16 protein-coding genes and 1 pseudogene are annotated in these 18,153 nt (G+C 70.8%); 8 read left to right on the top strand and 9 right to left on the bottom strand.

All coding sequences use genetic code 11. The features are described from left to right. From K6I33_RS15605 to K6I33_RS15590, 4 genes and pseudogenes are all read right to left on the bottom strand, one after another. A pseudogene (locus K6I33_RS15605) lies at positions 1-536 on the bottom strand (hypothetical protein); the annotation flags it as partial. A 198-nt stretch (positions 537-734) separates the two neighbouring features. Then, the gene (locus K6I33_RS15600) at positions 735-1,112 is read right to left on the bottom strand and encodes a DUF6113 family protein (protein WP_229352215.1); all 378 of its coding nucleotides are present in this window, start codon (positions 1,110-1,112) and stop codon (positions 735-737) included. Between the two features lie 8 nt (positions 1,113-1,120). Continuing rightward, positions 1,121-2,017 (bottom strand): N-acetyl-1-D-myo-inositol-2-amino-2-deoxy-alpha-D-glucopyranoside deacetylase, encoded by an 897-nt coding sequence (mshB, locus tag K6I33_RS15595; RefSeq protein ID WP_229352208.1) that lies wholly within the window; start codon positions 2,015-2,017, stop codon positions 1,121-1,123. Between the two features lie 106 nt (positions 2,018-2,123). After that, entirely contained in the window at positions 2,124-2,318 is a 195-nt protein-coding gene (locus K6I33_RS15590) for a hypothetical protein (protein WP_126915863.1), read from the bottom strand. 224 nt (positions 2,319-2,542) lie between these two features. Between K6I33_RS15590 and K6I33_RS15585 the strand changes: the two genes are divergently transcribed. The 8 genes from K6I33_RS15585 to K6I33_RS15550 all read left to right on the top strand — a co-directional run bounded on the left by K6I33_RS15585 (position 2,543) and on the right by K6I33_RS15550 (position 12,585). Continuing rightward, positions 2,543-4,666: an alpha/beta fold hydrolase gene (locus tag K6I33_RS15585; RefSeq protein ID WP_229352206.1), complete on the top strand. Its 2,124-nt coding sequence runs from the start codon at positions 2,543-2,545 to the stop codon at positions 4,664-4,666. Between the two features lie 220 nt (positions 4,667-4,886). Beyond that, complete coding sequence (locus K6I33_RS15580; protein WP_229352204.1) at positions 4,887-5,909, top strand: ABC transporter permease; 1,023 nt, start codon at positions 4,887-4,889, stop codon at positions 5,907-5,909. Between the two features lie 81 nt (positions 5,910-5,990). Then, positions 5,991-7,790 carry an ABC transporter substrate-binding protein gene (locus K6I33_RS15575; RefSeq protein WP_229352202.1) on the top strand — a complete coding sequence of 600 codons (1,800 nt, stop codon included), beginning with the start codon at positions 5,991-5,993 and terminating at the stop codon, positions 7,788-7,790. A gap of 4 nt (positions 7,791-7,794) precedes the next feature. Continuing rightward, positions 7,795-8,772, top strand: coding sequence for an ABC transporter permease (locus K6I33_RS15570; RefSeq protein ID WP_229352199.1), 978 nt, complete (start codon positions 7,795-7,797; stop codon positions 8,770-8,772). Positions 8,773-8,812: 40 nt separating this feature from the next. Beyond that, positions 8,813-9,838, top strand: coding sequence for an ABC transporter ATP-binding protein (locus tag K6I33_RS15565; RefSeq protein WP_229352197.1), 1,026 nt, complete (start codon positions 8,813-8,815; stop codon positions 9,836-9,838). A gap of 14 nt (positions 9,839-9,852) precedes the next feature. After that, on the top strand, positions 9,853-10,881 hold the full coding sequence (locus tag K6I33_RS15560; protein WP_229352195.1) for an ABC transporter ATP-binding protein: 1,029 nt from the start codon (positions 9,853-9,855) through the stop codon (positions 10,879-10,881). A 208-nt stretch (positions 10,882-11,089) separates the two neighbouring features. Next, entirely contained in the window at positions 11,090-11,173 is an 84-nt protein-coding gene (locus tag K6I33_RS15555) for a cittilin family RiPP precursor (protein WP_275126706.1), read from the top strand. Positions 11,174-11,259: 86 nt separating this feature from the next. Then, a complete protein-coding gene (locus K6I33_RS15550; protein ID WP_229352191.1) occupies positions 11,260-12,585 on the top strand; it encodes a cytochrome P450 in 1,326 nt (441 codons plus the stop codon). A gap of 16 nt (positions 12,586-12,601) precedes the next feature. Here the strand turns inward: K6I33_RS15550 and K6I33_RS15545 are convergent, their stop codons facing one another. The 5 genes from K6I33_RS15545 to K6I33_RS15525 form a co-directional block, all read right to left on the bottom strand. Further along, positions 12,602-13,657: an ABC transporter ATP-binding protein gene (locus K6I33_RS15545; RefSeq protein WP_374284671.1), complete on the bottom strand. Its 1,056-nt coding sequence runs from the start codon at positions 13,655-13,657 to the stop codon at positions 12,602-12,604. After that, a complete protein-coding gene (locus K6I33_RS15540; protein WP_229352188.1) occupies positions 13,638-14,642 on the bottom strand; it encodes an ABC transporter ATP-binding protein in 1,005 nt (334 codons plus the stop codon). The genes K6I33_RS15545 and K6I33_RS15540 overlap by 20 nt, the downstream gene beginning before the upstream one ends. A gap of 11 nt (positions 14,643-14,653) precedes the next feature. After that, positions 14,654-15,679, bottom strand: a complete 1,026-nt coding sequence (locus tag K6I33_RS15535) for an ABC transporter permease (RefSeq protein ID WP_374284668.1) — start codon at positions 15,677-15,679, stop codon at positions 14,654-14,656. Then, the gene (locus K6I33_RS15530) at positions 15,672-16,595 is read right to left on the bottom strand and encodes an ABC transporter permease (RefSeq protein ID WP_229352187.1); all 924 of its coding nucleotides are present in this window, start codon (positions 16,593-16,595) and stop codon (positions 15,672-15,674) included. The genes K6I33_RS15535 and K6I33_RS15530 overlap by 8 nt, the downstream gene beginning before the upstream one ends. A 29-nt stretch (positions 16,596-16,624) precedes the next feature. Next, on the bottom strand, positions 16,625-18,153 hold a 1,529-nt coding region (locus K6I33_RS15525; protein ID WP_229352186.1), incomplete at its 5' end, for an ABC transporter substrate-binding protein.

The following is an 18,153-nucleotide window of genomic DNA, read 5'->3' as shown; positions in this document are numbered from 1 at the left end:
GGCGGCGGCGGGGCCGCCCCGGAGGACTTGCGCGGCGCGAACCAGTCGCTCGCCCCCGAGCCCGAACCGGAATCGGAAGCGGAACCCGGAGTACCCGCGGCGGCGGCCGCGCCGGCCGCTGCGGCCGGGGTCTTCTTCGTCGGCTTGGGGCGCTGCGGCAGACCGGACCTACGGGGCCCGGCGGGCGCGGAAGCGGAGGGCGCGGAGGACCCGGAAGGCGTGGCCGGACCGGAGGGCGCGCCGGGCCCGGACGGCGCGACGGCGGCCGCGTCCGCGGCGCCGCCCTCGCTGTCGACGGGCGTGCGCATGACGACGGGCGGAATGGGGCGCGAGCCCGGGATGTTGATGCGGATCCGCGTCGTCATCGTGGTCTCGGTCTTCGGCTCGCTCGGATTGGCGGCCGGGGCCGGCGAACCGGCGGAGCCCGGCGCGGCTTCCTCCCCCTGGGGGGTCCCGTAGGGCGTGGTGCCCGAGGGGTAGGCGGCACCGCCGCGGCCCTGGGCCCCGGAGGACGAACTGTCAGATGCACGGCTCAAAGCAGGATCTCCCGATTACTCTTCGCCGCCCTCTTGACCTCGCTAGGGGTCGCCCATTGCCGGAGGCCAGGGGAGGCTCGGCGGCGCGCACCACCATACTGGGGACCACGGGCCCGTATTCGACGACTGCTGGATCACTCCCCCGACCGGCCGGATGACAGTCGGGTAGAAATCATCACGACACTTCCCAAGTCGGGCCTAAGCGCCGCCCGGTTGCGGCACTTTCGCAACCGTGGCGCACATCACAGCGACGGCCATGCCGCCGAGGAGGTAGGCGTACGAGCCCAGGCCCGCCTCGAAGAGGAAGTCGCCCTCCGGCCGGTTGGCCGCCAGGACGAGCACGGAGACGAGCCAGCCCGTGCCGGCCGCCGCGCCGCCAACCCGGCTGCGGGTGGCGACCACCGAGCCGTAGCACAGCCCGCCGACGGCGAGGAGAGCCAGCAGCAGTCCGCCGGGGAACCAGCCGCCCTGGACGAGGGCGCCCGCCACTCCCGTGACGAAGCCGAGGACGGCCAGGCCCAGGTAGGCGGCGAGCCGCCCGGGGCCGGGCACGGTGAACAGTCCGCTGTTGTCCATGGGCCCGGTCACGCGCCCGTCCCGGCGAACAGGTCGTCCTCGCGGGCGCCCGGGGCCGCACCGGACTCGCCCCGGACGAGCCGGTAGTACTCGGTGGGGAAGAGCGGCTGGCCCAGGTCGTTGGAGAGGGCGAAGAAGGGGCCGTCCACGGCGATCTGCGTGGCGTGCGCGCGCATCGCCGCCGCCTTCCGGTCCGCGTGGGCGGAGGCGTCGACCGCGGCCGTCACCTCCTCGTCGGGCAGCACGCCGGGGACGTCGTCGACGGAGGCGATGCCGGGGAAGAGGTCGCCCTCCCGGCCGGCCTCGCGCAGCCGGGCGAAGCCGGCCTCGACCACGGAGCGCGGGACGCAGTTCCAGTAGATCTTCGCGATCCCGTGGGGGTCGCCCAGGTCGCGGCGGAAGGCCGGCTCGGCGGCGAGCTCGGCCGCGCGCATGGCGACGCGGTGGGCCTGGATGTGGTCGGGGTGGCCGTAGCCGCCGTTCTCGTCGTAGGTGATCAGGACCTGGGGGCGAACCCGGCGGATCACCTCCACGAGGGACGTGGCGGCCTCGTCCACGTCGGCGCGCCAGAAGCAGTCCGGGTGGTCGTTCTGCGGGGCGCCCATCATGCCGGAGTCCCGGTAGCGGCCGGGGCCGCCGAGGAGGAGGTGGTCGGTGACGCCCAGCTCCGCCATGGCGGCGTCCAGTTCGCCCGCGCGGTGGGCGCCGAGGGTGTCGTCCCGGTCGGCGGTCAGGTGCGCCAGGGCGGGCGGGATCACCTCGCCCTCCTCACCGAGCGTGCAGGTCACCAGCGTGACGTGGGCGCCCTCGGCCGCGTACTTGGCCATGGTCGCGCCGTTGTTGATCGACTCGTCGTCCGGGTGCGCGTGCACCAGGAGCAGCCGGCGGCCGGGAAGATCGGTCATGGGGACAGCCTACGGTTCACGGCGGTCCGCCGGGCTGCCGCCCGCGACCGCCGTGCCCGTGCCCGCCCCCGCCGGTCGCCCCGGCCGGGCCGGCCCGTCCGGCCCATCAGAACTTGATGTTGCTGACCATGGCCGTGACGCTGGACGTGAACTGGTGGATGGTCGGGCCCACGGAGGAGCTGGCGAGGTAGAACCCCAGCAGCACGCAGATCGCGGCGTGGCCCGTCTTCAGCCCGGATTTCCGGACCAGCAGGATGACGATGATCGCCAGCAGCACCACCGCCGAAATCGAGAGTGCCACAGCGGCTCACCTCCAGGGACGCGCGGTCGGACGGACGGCTTTCGAGCGGACGGCATACGAATGCCCGAGGGCACGCGGACACCGGGGTTCGTACCCACTATGCGCGAGCGATCATAACTTTCCGTGCGCGTGCATGACTCGGAGCACAGGAGCAAACACGGGGCGCACGGCGAGTTCTCGCCGTCTTGGGTGAACCCGGTGGTAAGGGCCGTAGGCTCCCCCGCATGACCGGACAGCTCTCGTTTCCCCGTCAGCACGCCCGTACTCAGCGTTTCACCCTCGGCGCGCCCCGTTCCTTCAGCGTCTCCCCGGACGGCTCGAGGGTCGTCTTCCTGCGCTCCCGTGCGGGCACCGACCGGGCGAACGTCCTGTGGGTGCTGGATCTGGAGGAGGGCCGGGAGTATCCGGCCGCCGATCCGTTCGCCCTGCTGGGCGGCGAGGACGAGGAGCTGTCCGCCGAGGAGCGGGCGCGCCGCGAGCGCAGCCGCGAGGGGGCGGCGGGCGTGGTGTCGTACGCGGTCGACGCCGCCGTGGAGTTGGCCGCTTTCGTGCTCTCCGGCCGGCTGTTCGTGGCCGAGCTGCGCGGTGGGACGGCCCGTGAGCTGGACGTGCCGGGACCGGTGAGCGACCCCCGGCCGTCCCCCGACGGCCGCCGCGTGGCGTATGTCGCGGACGGCGCCCTGCGGGTGGTGGAGGCCGGCGGCGACGGCCGCGACACGGCGCTGGCCGAGCCGGACGGCGGGACCGTCTCGTGGGGGCTGGCGGAGTTCGTCGCGGCCGAGGAGATGGACCGTTCGCGCGGCTTCTGGTGGTCGCCGGAGAGCGACGCGCTGCTGGTCGCCCGGGTGGACGACGCGCCCGTGCGCCGCTGGTGGATCGCCGATCCGGCCAACCCGGACAGCGCGCCCGCCGAGGTCGCCTACCCGGCGGCCGGCACCCCCAACGCGGAGGTGTCGCTCGCCCTGGCGGGCCTGGACGGCTCGTGGACGGACATCGAGTGGGACCGCGAGCGCTTCCCCTATCTCGCGCGGGTGCACTGGTCGGCGGACGGGCCGCCGCTGCTGCTCGTCCAGGCCCGCGACCAGCGGACCCAGGCGTACCTCACCGTCGACACGGCCTCCGGGTCCACGCTCGTGCTCCACACGGACGAGGATCCGAAGTGGCTTGAACTTTTCGATGGTGTGCCCGCCTGGACGCCCTCCGGAGAGCTGCTGCGGATCTCCGACGAGAGCGGGGCCCGGGCCCTGATGGCCGGCGACCGGACGCTGACGGGACCGGAGCTGCATGTACTGGCGGTGCTGGACATCGGGGAGGACGACATCCTCTTCGCCGCGTCCGCCGGGGCGGGAGCCGCCGATCCGGAGCTGGGCGAGGCCCATGTGTACCGGGTGGGCGAGCACGGCGTGGAGCGCGTCTCGGAGGGCCGGGGCCGGCACTCGGCGGTCCGCACGGGCGCGGTGACCGTCCTGGCGTCGGCGGACCCGGAGCGGCCCGGGACGGAGGTGCGGGTGCTGCGCGACGGCAAGCAGATCTCCTCCGTGGTCTCCCACGCCGAGACCCCGGTACTGGCCGCCCGGCCCCGGTTCGTCCGGGCGGGCGCGCGCGGGATCCCCACCGCCGTGCTGCTGCCGAGCGGCTACCGGGAGGGCGACGGGCCGCTGCCGGTGCTCATGGACCCCTACGGCGGGCCGCACGGGCTGCGCGTCGCCGCGACGCACAACGCCCACCTGACCTCGCAGTGGTTCGCCGACCAGGGCTTCGCAGTCGTCGTCGCGGACGGCCGGGGCACCCCGCACACCTCGCCGGCCTGGGAGAAGGCTGTCCACGACGACTTCGCGGGCGTCACCCTGGACGACCAGGTGGAGGCGCTGCTCGCGCTGGCGGAGGAGTTCCCGCTGGACCTCGGCCGGGTGGGCATCCGCGGCTGGTCGTACGGCGGCTATCTGGCGGCCCTCGCGGTGCTGCGCCGTCCCGACGTCTTCCACGCCGCCGTGGCGGGCGCGCCGGTCACCGACTGGCGGCTGTACGACACCCACTACACCGAGCGCTATCTGGGCCTGCCCGGGGAGCGGCCGGAGGTGTACGCCCGCAACTCCCTCGTCACCGACGACGGTCTGTCGTCGCCGGCGGATCAAACCCGTCCGCTGATGATCGTCCACGGTCTCGCGGACGACAACGTGGTCGCCGCCCACACCCTGCGGCTCTCCTCGGCGCTGCTGGCGGCGGGCCGTCCGCACGAGGTGCTGCCACTGTCGGGCGTGACGCACATGACCCCGCAGGAGCAGGTGGCGGAGAATCTGCTGCTGCTCCAAGTGGACTTCCTCAAGCGGTCGTTGAAGATCGGCTGACCCTCCTGGGGTGACATCGGGCCGGCGTGCTTGACCTGCTGTCAAGCACGCCGCCACCTCAATCCGCACAACCTTCGCTCAAGATGCGGCAGAAGACCGCATCCTGCGCACCGGCCCCCTTGACTGCACCGCGCGCCCATTGCGAAAGTCCGCTCAGCTCACCCGTGTTGGTGATTGCCACGAGTGGCCGTGGTGACGAGAGTTGCGGGGGATGTGCGCGATGACGAGTCCTTCCCAGAGCCCTTCCGAGGCGCCCTCCCCGGCCTCCCCGCCCGCCGGGGCCGCCGTCCCGGGCGCGGCCGGGCTCGTGGGCCGCTCGCCCGGACAGCTGATGTGGCGGCGCTTCCGACGTGACCGCGCCGGCGTCGTCTCCGCCTGGATCGTGCTGTTCTTCTTCGTGGTCGCGCTGGCGGCCCCGCTGATCTCCCTGCTCTACGGCAAGGACCCCACCACGACCTACGGCCTCAACGAGACCGGGCTGCTCAATCAGTACGGCTATCCGGTCCGGCCCAACGGCGGGATCTCCGGGGAGTTCTGGTTCGGCATCGAGCCGACCCTGGGCCGTGACGTGCTCACCCAGCTCGTCTACGGCATCCGCACCTCGCTGCTGATCGCCGCCGCGGCCACGGTGCTGTGCGTGCTCACCGGCATCGTGGTCGGGGTGACCGCCGGCTACCTCGGCGGCCGGACCGACTACTTCCTGGGCCGCTTCATCGACCTGCTGCTGGCCTTCCCGGCCCAGTTGTCGTTCGTCGCCTTCACGCCCGTCGTCTACTCCCTCTTCGTCAGCCCCGGCAAGGAGACCCCGACGTATCTGCGGGTGATCACCCTGATTCTGGTGCTGTGGGTGCTGGGCTGGATGGGGCTGGCGCGACTGCTGCGCGGGCAGGTGCTCAGCCTGCGGGAGCGGGAGTTCATCGAGGCGGCGAAGGTCACCGGCGCCTCACCCTGGCGGATCATCACCAAGGAGCTGCTGCCCAACCTCTGGACGCCGATCCTGGTGCAGGCGACGCTGATGCTGCCCACGACCGTGACGATCGAGGCGGGGCTGTCCTTCATCGGCGTGGGGATCCTGGAGCCCACCCCCGACTGGGGCCGGATGTTCGCCAACGGCGCCAAGTACTACGAAAGCGACATCACTTATATCTTCTTCCCCGGGCTCGCGATGATCGTTTTCGTGGTCGCCTTCAATCTGCTCGGGGACTCGGTCCGGGACGCCTTCGACCCCCGGATCAGACGCTGACGGCCCACCGGCCACGCGTCACTGCCATGACATGTCACGATCCGTCCGGCGAACAGGCAGGTGCAGCGATCCATGACTCGAATGTCAAGGTCCCTCAGGTCCGGAGCGCGGCTCTCCGCCGTCGCCGTGGCGGCGGGCGCCATGATGCTCTCCGCGTGCAGCAGCGGGGGCGGAGGCGGCGGGGACGGTGACAAGAGCCAGGGGCCGGGCGAGGACAAGACCAGGTCCGCCAACTACTCCATCGGCACCAAGGCCGACTCCACCGGCCCCGCCCCCGAGGTCCAGGGCGCCCGGAAGGGCGGCACGATCGGCGTCCTCCAGCGCGACGCCTTCAACCACCTGGACCCGGGCCAGATCTACTACGCCGACGTCCTCACGAACCAGATGCTCTACAACCGCACCCTGACCTCCTACAAGACGGACGACAAGGGCCGGGTCAAGGTCGTCGGCGACCTCGCCACCGACGCGGGCACCCCCTCGGACGGCGGCCGCACCTGGAAGTTCACCCTCAAGGACGGCCTGAAGTTCGAGGACGGCTCGCCGATCACCGCCAAGGACATCCGCTGGGGCGTCGAGCGGCTCTACGCCTCCTTCGAGACGGACGGCCCCCTCTACATCCCGCAGTGGCTCTCCGGCGACGGCAACGACTTCCGCAAGGCGCTGCCCGACGGCCCCTACAAGGGCCAGCACCTGCCGGCGTCCGTCCTGGACACCCCGGACGACAAGACGGTGGTCTTCCACTTCCGCACACCGCACGCCGACACCCCCTTCGCCACCGCCATGCCCAACATCGGCCCGGTCAAGGCCGAGAAGGACACCCAGCAGAAGTACGACAACGCGCCCTTCTCCTCCGGCCCGTACAAGGTCGGCGACTACAAGGTCGGCAAATCCCTCACCCTCGTACGCAACGAGCACTGGGACCCCAAGAGCGACCCCATCCGCCACCAGTACGCGGACAGGTTCGAGATCAGCTTCGGCCACCAGTACGCCGACTCCACCCGGCGCTTCCTGGCCGACCAGGGCGCCGACAAGAACGCCCTGTCGTTCAGCAACGCCGTCGCCCCGGAGATGACGGAGAAGGTCCTCGCCCAGGCCGACACCAAGAACCGCCGGCTGCTGGAGATCCAGCCGTACGTCGACTACATCAGCTTCAACACCGACCGCCTCAAGGACGTACGGGTCCGCAAGGCCCTGGCGTACGCCATGCCCAACGGGCAGATCCTCCAGCAGAACGGCGGGGCGACCGCCGGGGTGATCGCCACCAACTTCCTCTCCCCCGCCATGGACGGCTACCAGCCGACCGACCCCTTCGGGAAGAAGGCCAAGCCCGCCGGCGACCCGGAAAAGGCGAAGGAGCTGCTGAAGGAGGCCGGGAAGCTCGGCCAGGAGGTCGTCTACGCCTACGCCAACACCGACGTCCAGCAGAAGGTCCAGGTCGTGGTCGTCCAGGCCCTGGAGCGGGCGGGCTTCAAGGTGCAGCGCAAGGAGGTCGACTCCAACGTCTGGCGCACGGAGATCGCCAAGGTGCAGAACGGCTTCGACCTCTACCGCACCTCCTGGGGCGCGGACTGGCCGGTCTCCTCGACCGTCGTCCCGCCGCTCTTCGACGGCCGGCAGATCGCCGACGGCGCCCAGAACTACGGTCACCTCAACGACTCCAAGGTGAACACGGAGATCGACCGCATCAGCGCGCTGCCCGACGTCAAGCAGGCGGCCCCCGCGTGGCAGAAGCTCGCCGACAAGATCCTCACCGAGGACGTGCCGGGCGTGCCGACCTTCTACAACAACCAGTTCTCGCTGTGGGGTTCGAACCTCGGCGGGGTCAAGTACCACCCGGTGTACGGGACCGTGGACCCGACCGCCGTGTTCGTCAAGCGGTGAGCTCGTGCTGAGATTCCTCGCCCGCCGAACCCTCGGCGCGATCGTCATCATCCTGCTGATCAGCGCGATCACGTTCTTCCTCTTCTTCGCGCTGCCCTCCGAGCCCGCCCTGATGTCCTGCGGCAAGAACTGCACCGCCGACTCCCTCGCGGTCATCAACAAGAACCTGGGCCTCGACCAGCCCGTGCCCGTCCAGTACTGGCACTACATGACCGGCCTCTTCGCCGGCCGCGACCTCACCGTCGGCCACTGCCCCGCCCCCTGCTTCGGCTACTCCTTCTCCAACCAGCAGCCGGTCTGGGGCACGATCGTCGACCGCTTCCCCACCACCCTCTCCATCACCCTCGGCGGCGCGGCCGTCTTCCTCACCGTCGGCGTCGGCATCGGCATGCTCGCCGCCGCCTTCCGGGGCACCTGGATCGACAAGGCCGTCAGCTCACTGTCCCTCCTCGGCAACGCCCTCCAGATCTACTTCGTGGGCGTCATCGCGCTCGCCGTGCTGGTCAGCGGGCTCCACTGGATGGACAACCCCGCCTACTACCCGATCACCGAGAACCCGGTGAAATGGTTCACGGGCATGATCATCCCCTGGCTGGTGCTCTCCATCATCTTCATCGCCAACTACAGCCGGATGACCCGCTCCCAGATGATCGAGCAGCTCGCCGAGGACCATGTGCGCACCGCGCGCGCCAAGGGCCTCGGCAGACGCACGGTCTTCTTCCGCTACGCGTGGCGCGGGGCGATGGCGCCGATCGTCACCATCTTCGGCATCGACCTGGGCTCGCTGTTCGGCGGGGCGATCATCACGGAGTTCACCTTCAGCCTCCACGGGCTGGGGCGGCTCGCGGTCTCCTCCGTCAGCGAGACGGACCTGCCGACGCTGATGGCCGTGATGCTCGTCGGCTGCACGGCGATCGTCGTCGCCAACATCGTCGTCGACGCGGCCTACGCGTTCATCGACCCGAGGGTACGGCTGGCATGACCGAGGGCGAGCCCCGGACCCGATCTGGAGAAACCGACACGTGACCACCGACCGCCCCTTCCTCGCCGTCCAGAACCTCCGTATCCGCTTCCATACGGAGGACGGCACCGTCCACGCCGTGGACGACCTCTCCCTCGATCTCCACCGCGGCCGCACCCTCGGCATCGTCGGCGAGTCCGGCTCCGGCAAGTCCGTCACCGGGCTCGCCGTGCTGGGGCTCCACGACCCGCGCGGCACCACGATCGAGGGCGGAATCCTTCTGGACGGCCAGGAGATGACCACCGCCCCCGAACCCGTCCTGGAGAAGCTCCGCGGCGACAAGGTCGCCATGATCTTCCAGGACTCGCTGACCGCCCTCTCGCCCTACTACACCGTCGGCCGCCAGATCGCCGAGCCCTTCCGCAAGCACACCGGCGCCTCCCGCCGCGACGCGCGCCTGCGCGCGGTCGAGATGCTGGAGAAGGTCGGCATCCCCAACGCCGCGCTGCGCGTGGACGACTACCCCCATCAGTTCTCCGGCGGGATGCGGCAGCGCGCGATGATCGCCATGGCCCTGGTCTGCGACCCCGAGCTGCTGATCGCCGACGAGCCGACCACGGCCCTCGACGTCACCGTCCAGGCGCAGATCCTCGATCTGCTGGGGGACCTCCGGCGGCAGTCCGGTTCATCGATCATCCTGATCACCCACGACCTGGGCGTCGTCGCCCACACCGTCGACGACCTGCTGGTGATGTACGCGGGCCGGGTCGTCGAGCGCGGCCCGGTCCGCGAGGTGCTGCGCGAGCCCCACCACCCCTACACCTGGGGCCTGCTGGGCTCGATGCCGCGCCTCACCTCGGACGTGGCGGAGCCGCTCACCCCCATTCCCGGCACCCCGCCGAGCCTGCTGGCCCCGCCGCCGGGCTGCCCGTTCCGGCCGCGCTGCGCGTACGCCTCCCTCGTCGGGGGCGACCGGTGCGAAACGGAACGCCCGGAGGCGCCGGCGGGCCGCGGGGCGGCCTGCCACCTCACGGCCGGACAGCGGCAGACCGTCTTCACCGAGCAGATCAGGCCCCGACTGGGCTGAGGAGCGCCTCCACCATGACCCACAGCATTCCCGACCGGGCCGGCGGCGAGCCGCTGCTCGTCGCCGAGGGCCTGACCAAACACTTCCCGATCATGGGCGGCTTCCCGGTGAAGCGGAAGGTCGGCGCCGTCCAGGCGGTGGACGGCGTCGACCTGGCCGTACGGGCCGGGGAGAGCTTCGGCCTCGTCGGCGAGTCCGGCTGCGGCAAGTCGACGACGGGCCGGCTGCTGACCCGGCTGCTGGAGCCGACGGCCGGCCGGATCCGCTACCGGGGCGAGGACATCACCCACGCCGACCGCAAACGGCTGGCCCCGGTCCGCTCCGAGATCCAGATGATCTTCCAGGACCCCTACTCCTCGCTCAACCCCCGGCAGACGGTCGGAAAGATCATCTCCGGGCCCATGGAGATCAACGGCATCGCTCCCCCGGGCGGCCGCGAGGCCCGGGTCCGTGAGCTGCTGGAGGTCGTCGGCCTCAGCCCGGAGCACTACAACCGCTTCCCGCACGAGTTCTCCGGCGGCCAGCGGCAGCGCATCGGCGTGGCCCGCGCGCTGGCACTGGAGCCCAAGGTGATCGTCGCGGACGAGCCGGTGTCGGCCCTGGACGTCTCCATCCAGGCGCAGGTGGTCAATCTGCTGGCCCGGCTCCGGCGCGAGCTGGGCATCGCGTTCCTGTTCATCGCCCACGACCTGGCCGTCGTACGGCACTTCTCCCAGCGCGTGGCGGTGATGTACCTCGGCAGGATCGTGGAGTCCGGCGACCGCGACGACATCTACCGCCGCCCGCGCCACCCGTACACCCACGCGCTGCTGTCGGCGGTCCCGGAGGCGTCGGACGCCGGTGGAACGGCCCGGGAGAGGATCCGGCTGACGGGCGACGTCCCCTCCCCGATCCTGCCGCCGTCGGGCTGCCGCTTCCGCACGCGCTGCTGGAAGGCGCGGGAGAAGTGCGCGGAGGAGGTGCCTCCGCTGGTGCCGGCCGAGGGCGACGGCGAGGGGCATCTGACCGCCTGCCACTTTCCCGAGTTCCGGCCCGGCCCGTAATGAGAGGCTCCGGGTTACGGTGAAAGAGCGCGCGAAACCGGCGCTCAGCAAGCGGAACACCACCCGCCGAACCATGCGCGCGGGATTCCTGTCAACTCTTGTTATCCCAGAGGCACATGCCTACTGTCTCACCATCGCGGAGCGGTGGTGGCCACACCAGGAAGCGATCCCTCAGGGAATCGACGAGCTCGAGAAGGAGGTGCACGCCATGCGCAAGATGATCCTCACCGGGGCCCTTTTCGCCCGGCTCACTCGTAAGGACCGCCTCACCCTGCCGTACTCGTACTACTAAACCGGCACGGTGACTCACCCGGTGGCCGCGGCAGCGATGCCGCGGCCACCGGCCTTCCGTCCCCCGACCGATCCAACGAGGCGTCCATGACCACCGCCGCTTCCCCCGGCGCCGGCACCGGTATCCCGGGCCCGGGCGGGGACAAGTACCTGGGAAATCTGCACGCGTTCAGCTCGGACCCGCTCGGCTTCCTGACCGAGTGCTCCCGCACCTACGGGGACGTGGTGCGGCTCGGCGCCAACAATGTGCTGCTGACCTCGCCGGGCGACGTCGAACGGATGCTGGTCGACCGGAACGCGAAGTTCTCCAAGGCCAGCGCGGACACCCGGCGCGGCTCGCGCCGCCAGGGCTTCCCGCTGTCGACCATGAACAGCGACGGCGCCACCTGGCAGGCCAAACGGCACCGGATGCAGCCCGCCTTCGGCCGCAAGCTCTCCACCAAGGCGGCGGAGATCGTCGCCGACCAGGGCGACCGCATGCTCGCCGGCTGGCGCCCCGGCGCCCCTCGTGACCTCCAGGACGACGTCTCCGTGCTGACGCTGCGGCTGGTGACGTCACTGATGTTCGGTGACGAGTTCGGCGAGGAGGACACCGCCGAGATCGCCCGGCTGGTCGCCCCCATCATGGACCTGTCGACCTCGCCCGTGCTGCTGCCCGAATGGGTGCCCACCCCGCGCAAGCTGCGCATCCGGCGCTCGATGGCCCGCGTCGACCGCACCCTGCGCGCCCTCGCCGCCTCCCCCGCGGACGCCGACCCCGACCGGGCGCCCGTCCTCCACGCGCTCGTCCACGGCGACCCGCCCCCGACCCCGGACGAGCTCCGCGACGAGCTCGCCACCCTGATCATGGCCGGGTTCGAGACGACGAACGACGCCGTCGTCTGGACGAGCGTCCTCCTCGCCCGCCACCCCGAGATCGCCGAACGGGTACGGGCGGAGGCCGAGGCCGCCTTCGCCGCCACCCCGGCCGGGCTCGCCCGCATGGAGGCCCTGCCGTACACCAACGCGGTGGTCCGCGAGTCCCTGCGGCTCTACTCCCCGGTCTGGCTGACCAGCCGCGACGCCACCGAGGACATGGAGTTCAGCGGCCACCTCGTCCCCGCCGGCACGACGGTGACCGTCAGCCAGTGGGTCGCCCACCGCGACCCCCGCCACTGGGAGGACGCCGAGGAGTTCCGCCCCGAGCGCTGGACGGGCAAGGGCCCGTCGGTGCCCCGCGGTTCGTACTTCCCCTTCGGCCTCGGCCCGCGCGTCTGCATCGGCGCGGCGGTCGCGACGACGGAGACGGTGCACATCGTCGCGGACATCTGGCGCCGCTTCCGGCTGGAACTCGTCCGGCCGGAACGGATCCGGCCACGACCGGCGCTGGCGCTGCAGCCGATGGGGGTGGAGGTCGTCCCGAGGGAGTGGTAGCCGTCCCCGAACGACCTCACCCGTCCCCGGAATCCGTCGGAACGACACCCCGCTCCTCCGCGAAGTGACAAGCCGACGCATGCGCCACCGGCCCCCCACCCCGGAACCACTCCGGCACCTCCAACCCAGGCACCACCTCCGCACACTTCTCCCGCGCCTTCCAGCACCGCGTACGGAAGCGGCAGCCCGAAGGCGGGTCCGCCGGGGACGGCACATCGCCCGTCAGGATGATCCGTTCCCGCCGCTCCCGCGCCGACGGATCCGGCACGGGCACCGCCGACAGCAGCGCCTGCGTATACGGGTGCGTCGGGTACTCGTAAATCTCCCGGTCCGTGCCCACCTCCGCGAAGCGCCCGAGGTACATCACCGCGACCCGGTCGGAGATGTGCCGCACCACGGACAGGTCGTGCGCGATGAAGACGTACGACAGCTCGAACTCCTCCTGGAGCCGCGCCAGCAGGTTGACCACCTGTGCCTGCACCGAGACGTCCAGCGCCGAGACCGGCTCGTCGGCCACGATCACCTCGGGCCGTAGCGCCAGCCCCCGCGCGATGCCGATGCGCTGCCGCTGTCCCCCGCTGAACTGGTGCGGGTAACGGTTGATGTGCTCGGGGTTGAGGCCGACGACCTCCAGCAGCTCCCTCACCCGTGCCCGCCGGCTGCCCTTGGGCGCGGCCTCGGGGTGGATCTCGAAGGGCTCCCCGACGATGTCGCCCACCGTCATCCGGGGGTTGAGCGAGGTGTACGGGTCCTGGAAGACCATCTGGATGTTGCGGCGCACGGCCTTGAGCGCGCGCCCGGACAGCCGGGTGATGTCCTCGCCCTTGTAGAGGATCCGCCCGGCGGTCGGCCGTTCCAGGTGGACGAGCAGCTTGGCGACGGTGGACTTGCCGCAGCCGGACTCCCCGACGATGCCGAGCGTCTCGCCGCGCCGCAGGTCGAAGGAGAGGTCGTCCACAGCGTGGACGGCGCCGACCTGTTTCCTGAAGAGGATGCCCCGGTGCAGCGGGTAGTGCTTGACCAGGTCCCGTACCTGAAGGATCGCCTCACCGTCAGCTTTCACCAGACTCACCGAGGGTCTCCTTCCAGAAGTGGCAGGCGCTGCCGCGGCCCGGGGCCACGGCGAACAGCGGGGGCCGGTCGGTGCGGCAGATGTCCTGGGCCAGGGGGCAGCGCGGGTTGAAGGGGCAGCCGGGCGGGATGGCGGTGAGGCTGGGCGGCATGCCCTTGATCGCGTAGAGCTCGCGGCCCTTCTGGTCCAGGCGCGGGATGGAGTCCAGCAGGCCCTTGGTGTACGGGTGGGCGGGCGCGGCGTAGAGCTCGCGCACGGGGGCGGTCTCGACGATCCGGCCCGCGTACATCACCGCGATCCTGTCGGCGACGTCGGCGACGACGCCGAGGTCGTGGGTGATGAGGATGAGCCCCATGTCGTACTCGTTCCGCAACTCCGCCAGCAGGTCCATCACCTGCGCCTGGACGGTCACGTCCAGGGCGGTGGTCGGCTCGTCGGCGATGATCAGGTCCGGCTCCAGGGCCAGCGCCATCGCGATCATGATGCGCTGGCGCATACCGCCCGAGAACTGGTGGGGGTAGTCCCCGGCCCGCTGCCCGGCGGCGGGGATGCGGACCCGGTCCATCAGCCGGACGGCCCGGGCGCGGGCGTCCTTGCGGGTCATGCCCTCGTGGACCTCGTACATCTCGCCGAGCTGGGCGCCGACGGTCATCACGGGGTTCAGCGCGGAGAGGGCGTCCTGGAAGATCATGGACAGTTTGGCGCCGCGGATCCGGCGCCGGTGCTCCTCGCCCATGGTGAGCAGGTCCTGGCCGCGGAAGAGGACCTCGCCGCCGGTGACATGGCCGGGCGGCGAGTCGAGGATGCCCATGACGGCCTGCGCGGTCACGGACTTGCCGGAGCCGGACTCGCCGAGCACGGCCAGGGTCTCGCCCGCGTCGACGGAGTAGCTGACCCCGTTGACGGCCTTGGCCACCCCGTCCCGGGTGCGGAACTCCACGCGCAGATCGCGTACGTCGAGCAGCTTGGTCACGGCAGTGGTCACGTACGCCTCCCTCAGCGCAGCTTGGGGTCGAGGGCGTCGCGGACCGCGTCGCCGAGCATGATGAACGCGAGCACCGTGACGCTCAGCGCGCCCGCCGGCCACAGCAGCATGTGCGGGGCGTTGCGGATCTGGATCGAGGCGTTGGAGATGTCGATCCCCCAGGAGACGGTGGGCGGCCGGAGGCCGACGCCGACGAAGGACAAAGTCGCCTCCAGCGCGATGTAGGTGCCCAGCGCGATGGTCGCGACGACGATGACGGGCGCGACGGCGTTGGGCGCGATGTGGCGGAGCAGCAGGCGCGCGTTGCCGGCGCCGAGGGCGCGGGCGGCCTGGACGTAGTCGTGCTGTTTGGCGCCGACGACCGAGCCGCGGGCGATGCGGGAGATCTGCGGCCAGCCCAGCAGCACGATGAAGCCGACGACGGGCCAGACCGAGCCGCTGGGGACGACGGAGAGGAAGACGAGTCCGCCGAGGATGATCGGGATGCCGAAGAAGATGTCGGCGAGCCGGGAGAGCAGCGCGTCCCACCAGCCGCCGTAGAACCCGGCGAGTCCGCCGAGCGCGCCGCCGAGCAGCGCGGCCCCGGCGGTGGCGCAGACGCCGACGGTGATGGAGGCCCGCGCGCCGTGGACCGTACGGGTGTAGACGTCGCAGCCCTGGGTGTCGAAGCCGAAGGGGTGGCCGGGCACGGGGCCGTCCTGGGCCCTGGCGAGGTCGCAGCTGAGCGGGTTGCCGCCGGCGATGAGCTGGGGCCAGATCGCGATGAGGACGAGGAAGGCGATGACGAGCGCGGAAATGAGGAAGACGGGGTTGCGGCGCAGGTCGTGCCAGGCGTCGGACCAGAGGCTGCGGGCCTTGCCGCTCCCGGTGCCGCCGGGGACGGGGCCGTTCTCCAGGGTGGCCGCGTCGCTGGTGGCCAGGGTCATGGCGCCGCCGCCCCCGGGGGTGATGGTGGCGTTCGGGTCGGAGGGGTCGGCGTACGCGGGCTCCGGGAGTCCCGGGGGTGGTCCGGGCGAGGGTGGGGGCGGCTCAGGCATAGCGGATCCTCGGGTCGAGCACGGCGTAGAGGAGGTCGACGAGCAGGTTCGCCATGAGGAAGACGATGACGAGGATGGTCACGAAACCGACGACGGTGGGTGAGTTCTGCCGGAGGATGCCCTGGTAGAGCTGGAAGCCGACGCCGTGGATGTTGAAGATCCGCTCGGTGACGATGGCGCCGCCCATCAGGGCGCCGATGTCGGTGCCGATGAAGGTGACGACGGGGATGAGGGAGTTGCGCAGCAGGTGCCGGGTGATGACGCGGTGCCTGGGGAGGCCCTTGGCGACGGCGGTGCGGAGGTAGTCGGCACGGGAGTTCTCGGCGATGGAGGTGCGGGTGAGGCGGGTGACGTAGGCGAGTGAGGTGAGGGCGAGCACGACGCCCGGCAGGAGGAGTTCGTCGAAGGGCGCCTCGGGCGAGACGGACGGGGAGACCACCGCCCATTTGACGCCGATGAGGTACTGGAGCACATAGCCGCTGACGAAGGTCGGCACGGAGACCACGATCAGGGTGAGCAGCAGCACGGAGGTGTCCAGGGAGCGGCCGCGGCGCAGTCCGCTGAGGAGGCCGAGGGTGACGCCGATGACGATCTCGAAGAGGATGGCGACGATCGTGAGGCGTACGGTCACGGGGAACGCGTCGGCCATCAGCTCCAGCACCTCCTGCCCGTTGAAGGCGGTGCCGAAGTTCCCGGTGAGGATCTGCCCCATGTAGTGGCCGTACTGGAGCCACAGGGGCTTGTCGAGGTAGAGCTCCTGGCGGATGCGCGCGGCGGTCGCGGGGTCGGGCGCCTTGTCGCCGAAGAGCGCGGCGATGGGGTCGCCGAGGGCGTAGACCATGAGGAAGATCAGGAACGTGCTGCCGATGAACACGGGGATCATCTGGAGCAGCCGTCGGATCACATACCGTCCCATCACGACTCCCGATTCGTCCGGCCGGCCGGCTACTTGACGGTGATCCGCTCGTAGACGGGCACGCTGAAGGGGTTGAGTTCGACGTTCGCGATGTCGGTGGAGTAGCCGGCGCTGCCGTTCTGGTACCAGAGCGGGATGGCGGGCATCTGCGCGGCGAGGATCCTCTCCGCCCGCTGGAACGTCGCGACGGCCCTGGCCCGGTCGGATTCGGCGTTGGCCTCGTCGACGAGCTTGTCGAAGCCCGGGTCGCTGAACTTCCCGTAGTTGGAGGAGGCGTCGGTGTAGTAGAGCGGCTGGAGGAAGTTCTGGATCAGCGGGTAGTCCATCTGCCAGCCGGAGCGGAACATGCCGGTCATCCGGTGGTCGGTGATCTGGTTGCGGAAGTCGGCGAAGGTGCCGACGGGGTTGACGGTGCAGGCCTGGTCCTTGCCCAGGGCGTTGTTGATGCTGTTGCAGACGGCGTCCATCCACAGCCGGTGGGAGCCGGTGTCGACGTTCGAGGTGATGGTGACCCGGCCGCCGGGGAGCCCGCCGCCCTCCTCGATGAGCCTCCTGGCCCGGGTGGGGTCGTAGCCGCAGGCGTCACCGCACAGCCCTTCCTTGAAGCCGCCCTTGACGCCGAGAACGGGTGAGGTCCAGTCGGTGGCGGGGGTGCGGGTCTTCCGGTAGATCTGCTCGGTGATCTGCTTCCGGTCGATGGCCATGGACAGGCCCAGCCGGACCTTCTCCATGCCGGGCTTGTTCCAGGCGGCGTCGTACATGGGGAAGACGAGGGTCTGGATGATGCCGGCGGGCTGGTTGATGTAGCGGTCGCCGAGGTCCGTCCTGACGTTCTTCAGCTGGGCGCTGGGGATGTCGTCGACGAGGTCGATGTTGCCGGCCTGGAGGTCGGTGTAGGCGGTGTTGTTGTCGGTGTAGACCCGTAGCTCCACACCGCTGTTGCGGGCCTTGTCGGGCCCCGCGTAGCCGTCCCAGCGGGTGAGCCGCATCTGGGAGCCCTTGGTGTACGAGTCGATCTGGTACGGCCCGTTGCCGATGGGTTTCCTCAGCCACTTCTCGTGCTGGTCGTAGAAGGCCCTGGGCAGCGGCGCGTAGGCGGAGTAGCCGAGGGTGTCGGGCCAGGTGGAGAACGTGGTGCGCAGCGCGACGGTGAAGGTCCGCTCGTCCTTGACGGCGAGTCCGGAGAGGGTACGGGCGGTAGGGGACCCATTGGCGGGGTGGACCTTCTCATAACCCTCGATGTCCTGGAAGAAGGAGGCGTTCTTCTGCTTGTTGTCGACGAGGGCGGCGTAGTTCCAGGCGTCGACGAAGGATCTCGCGGTGACCTTCTCGCCGTCGCTGAAGGTCCAGCCGTCCTTGAGGGTGATGGTGAAGTGCCGCTGGTCGGGGCTGACGATCCGGTCGGCGACCATGTTGACGGCGGCGCCGGTCCGGGGGTCGTACCGCTTCAGCCCCCGGAAGATCATGTCGAGGACCTTGCCGCCCTGCACCTCGTTGGTATTGGCCGGCTCCAGCGGCCCCTGCGGGTCCCCCCACGAGGCCCGTACCGCCCCCGCGG

The organism is Streptomyces sp. UNOB3_S3 (genome assembly GCF_020740895.1).
GTDB lineage: Bacteria > Actinomycetota > Actinomycetes > Streptomycetales > Streptomycetaceae > Streptomyces.
This window is presented reverse-complemented; position numbering and strand designations above follow the sequence as displayed.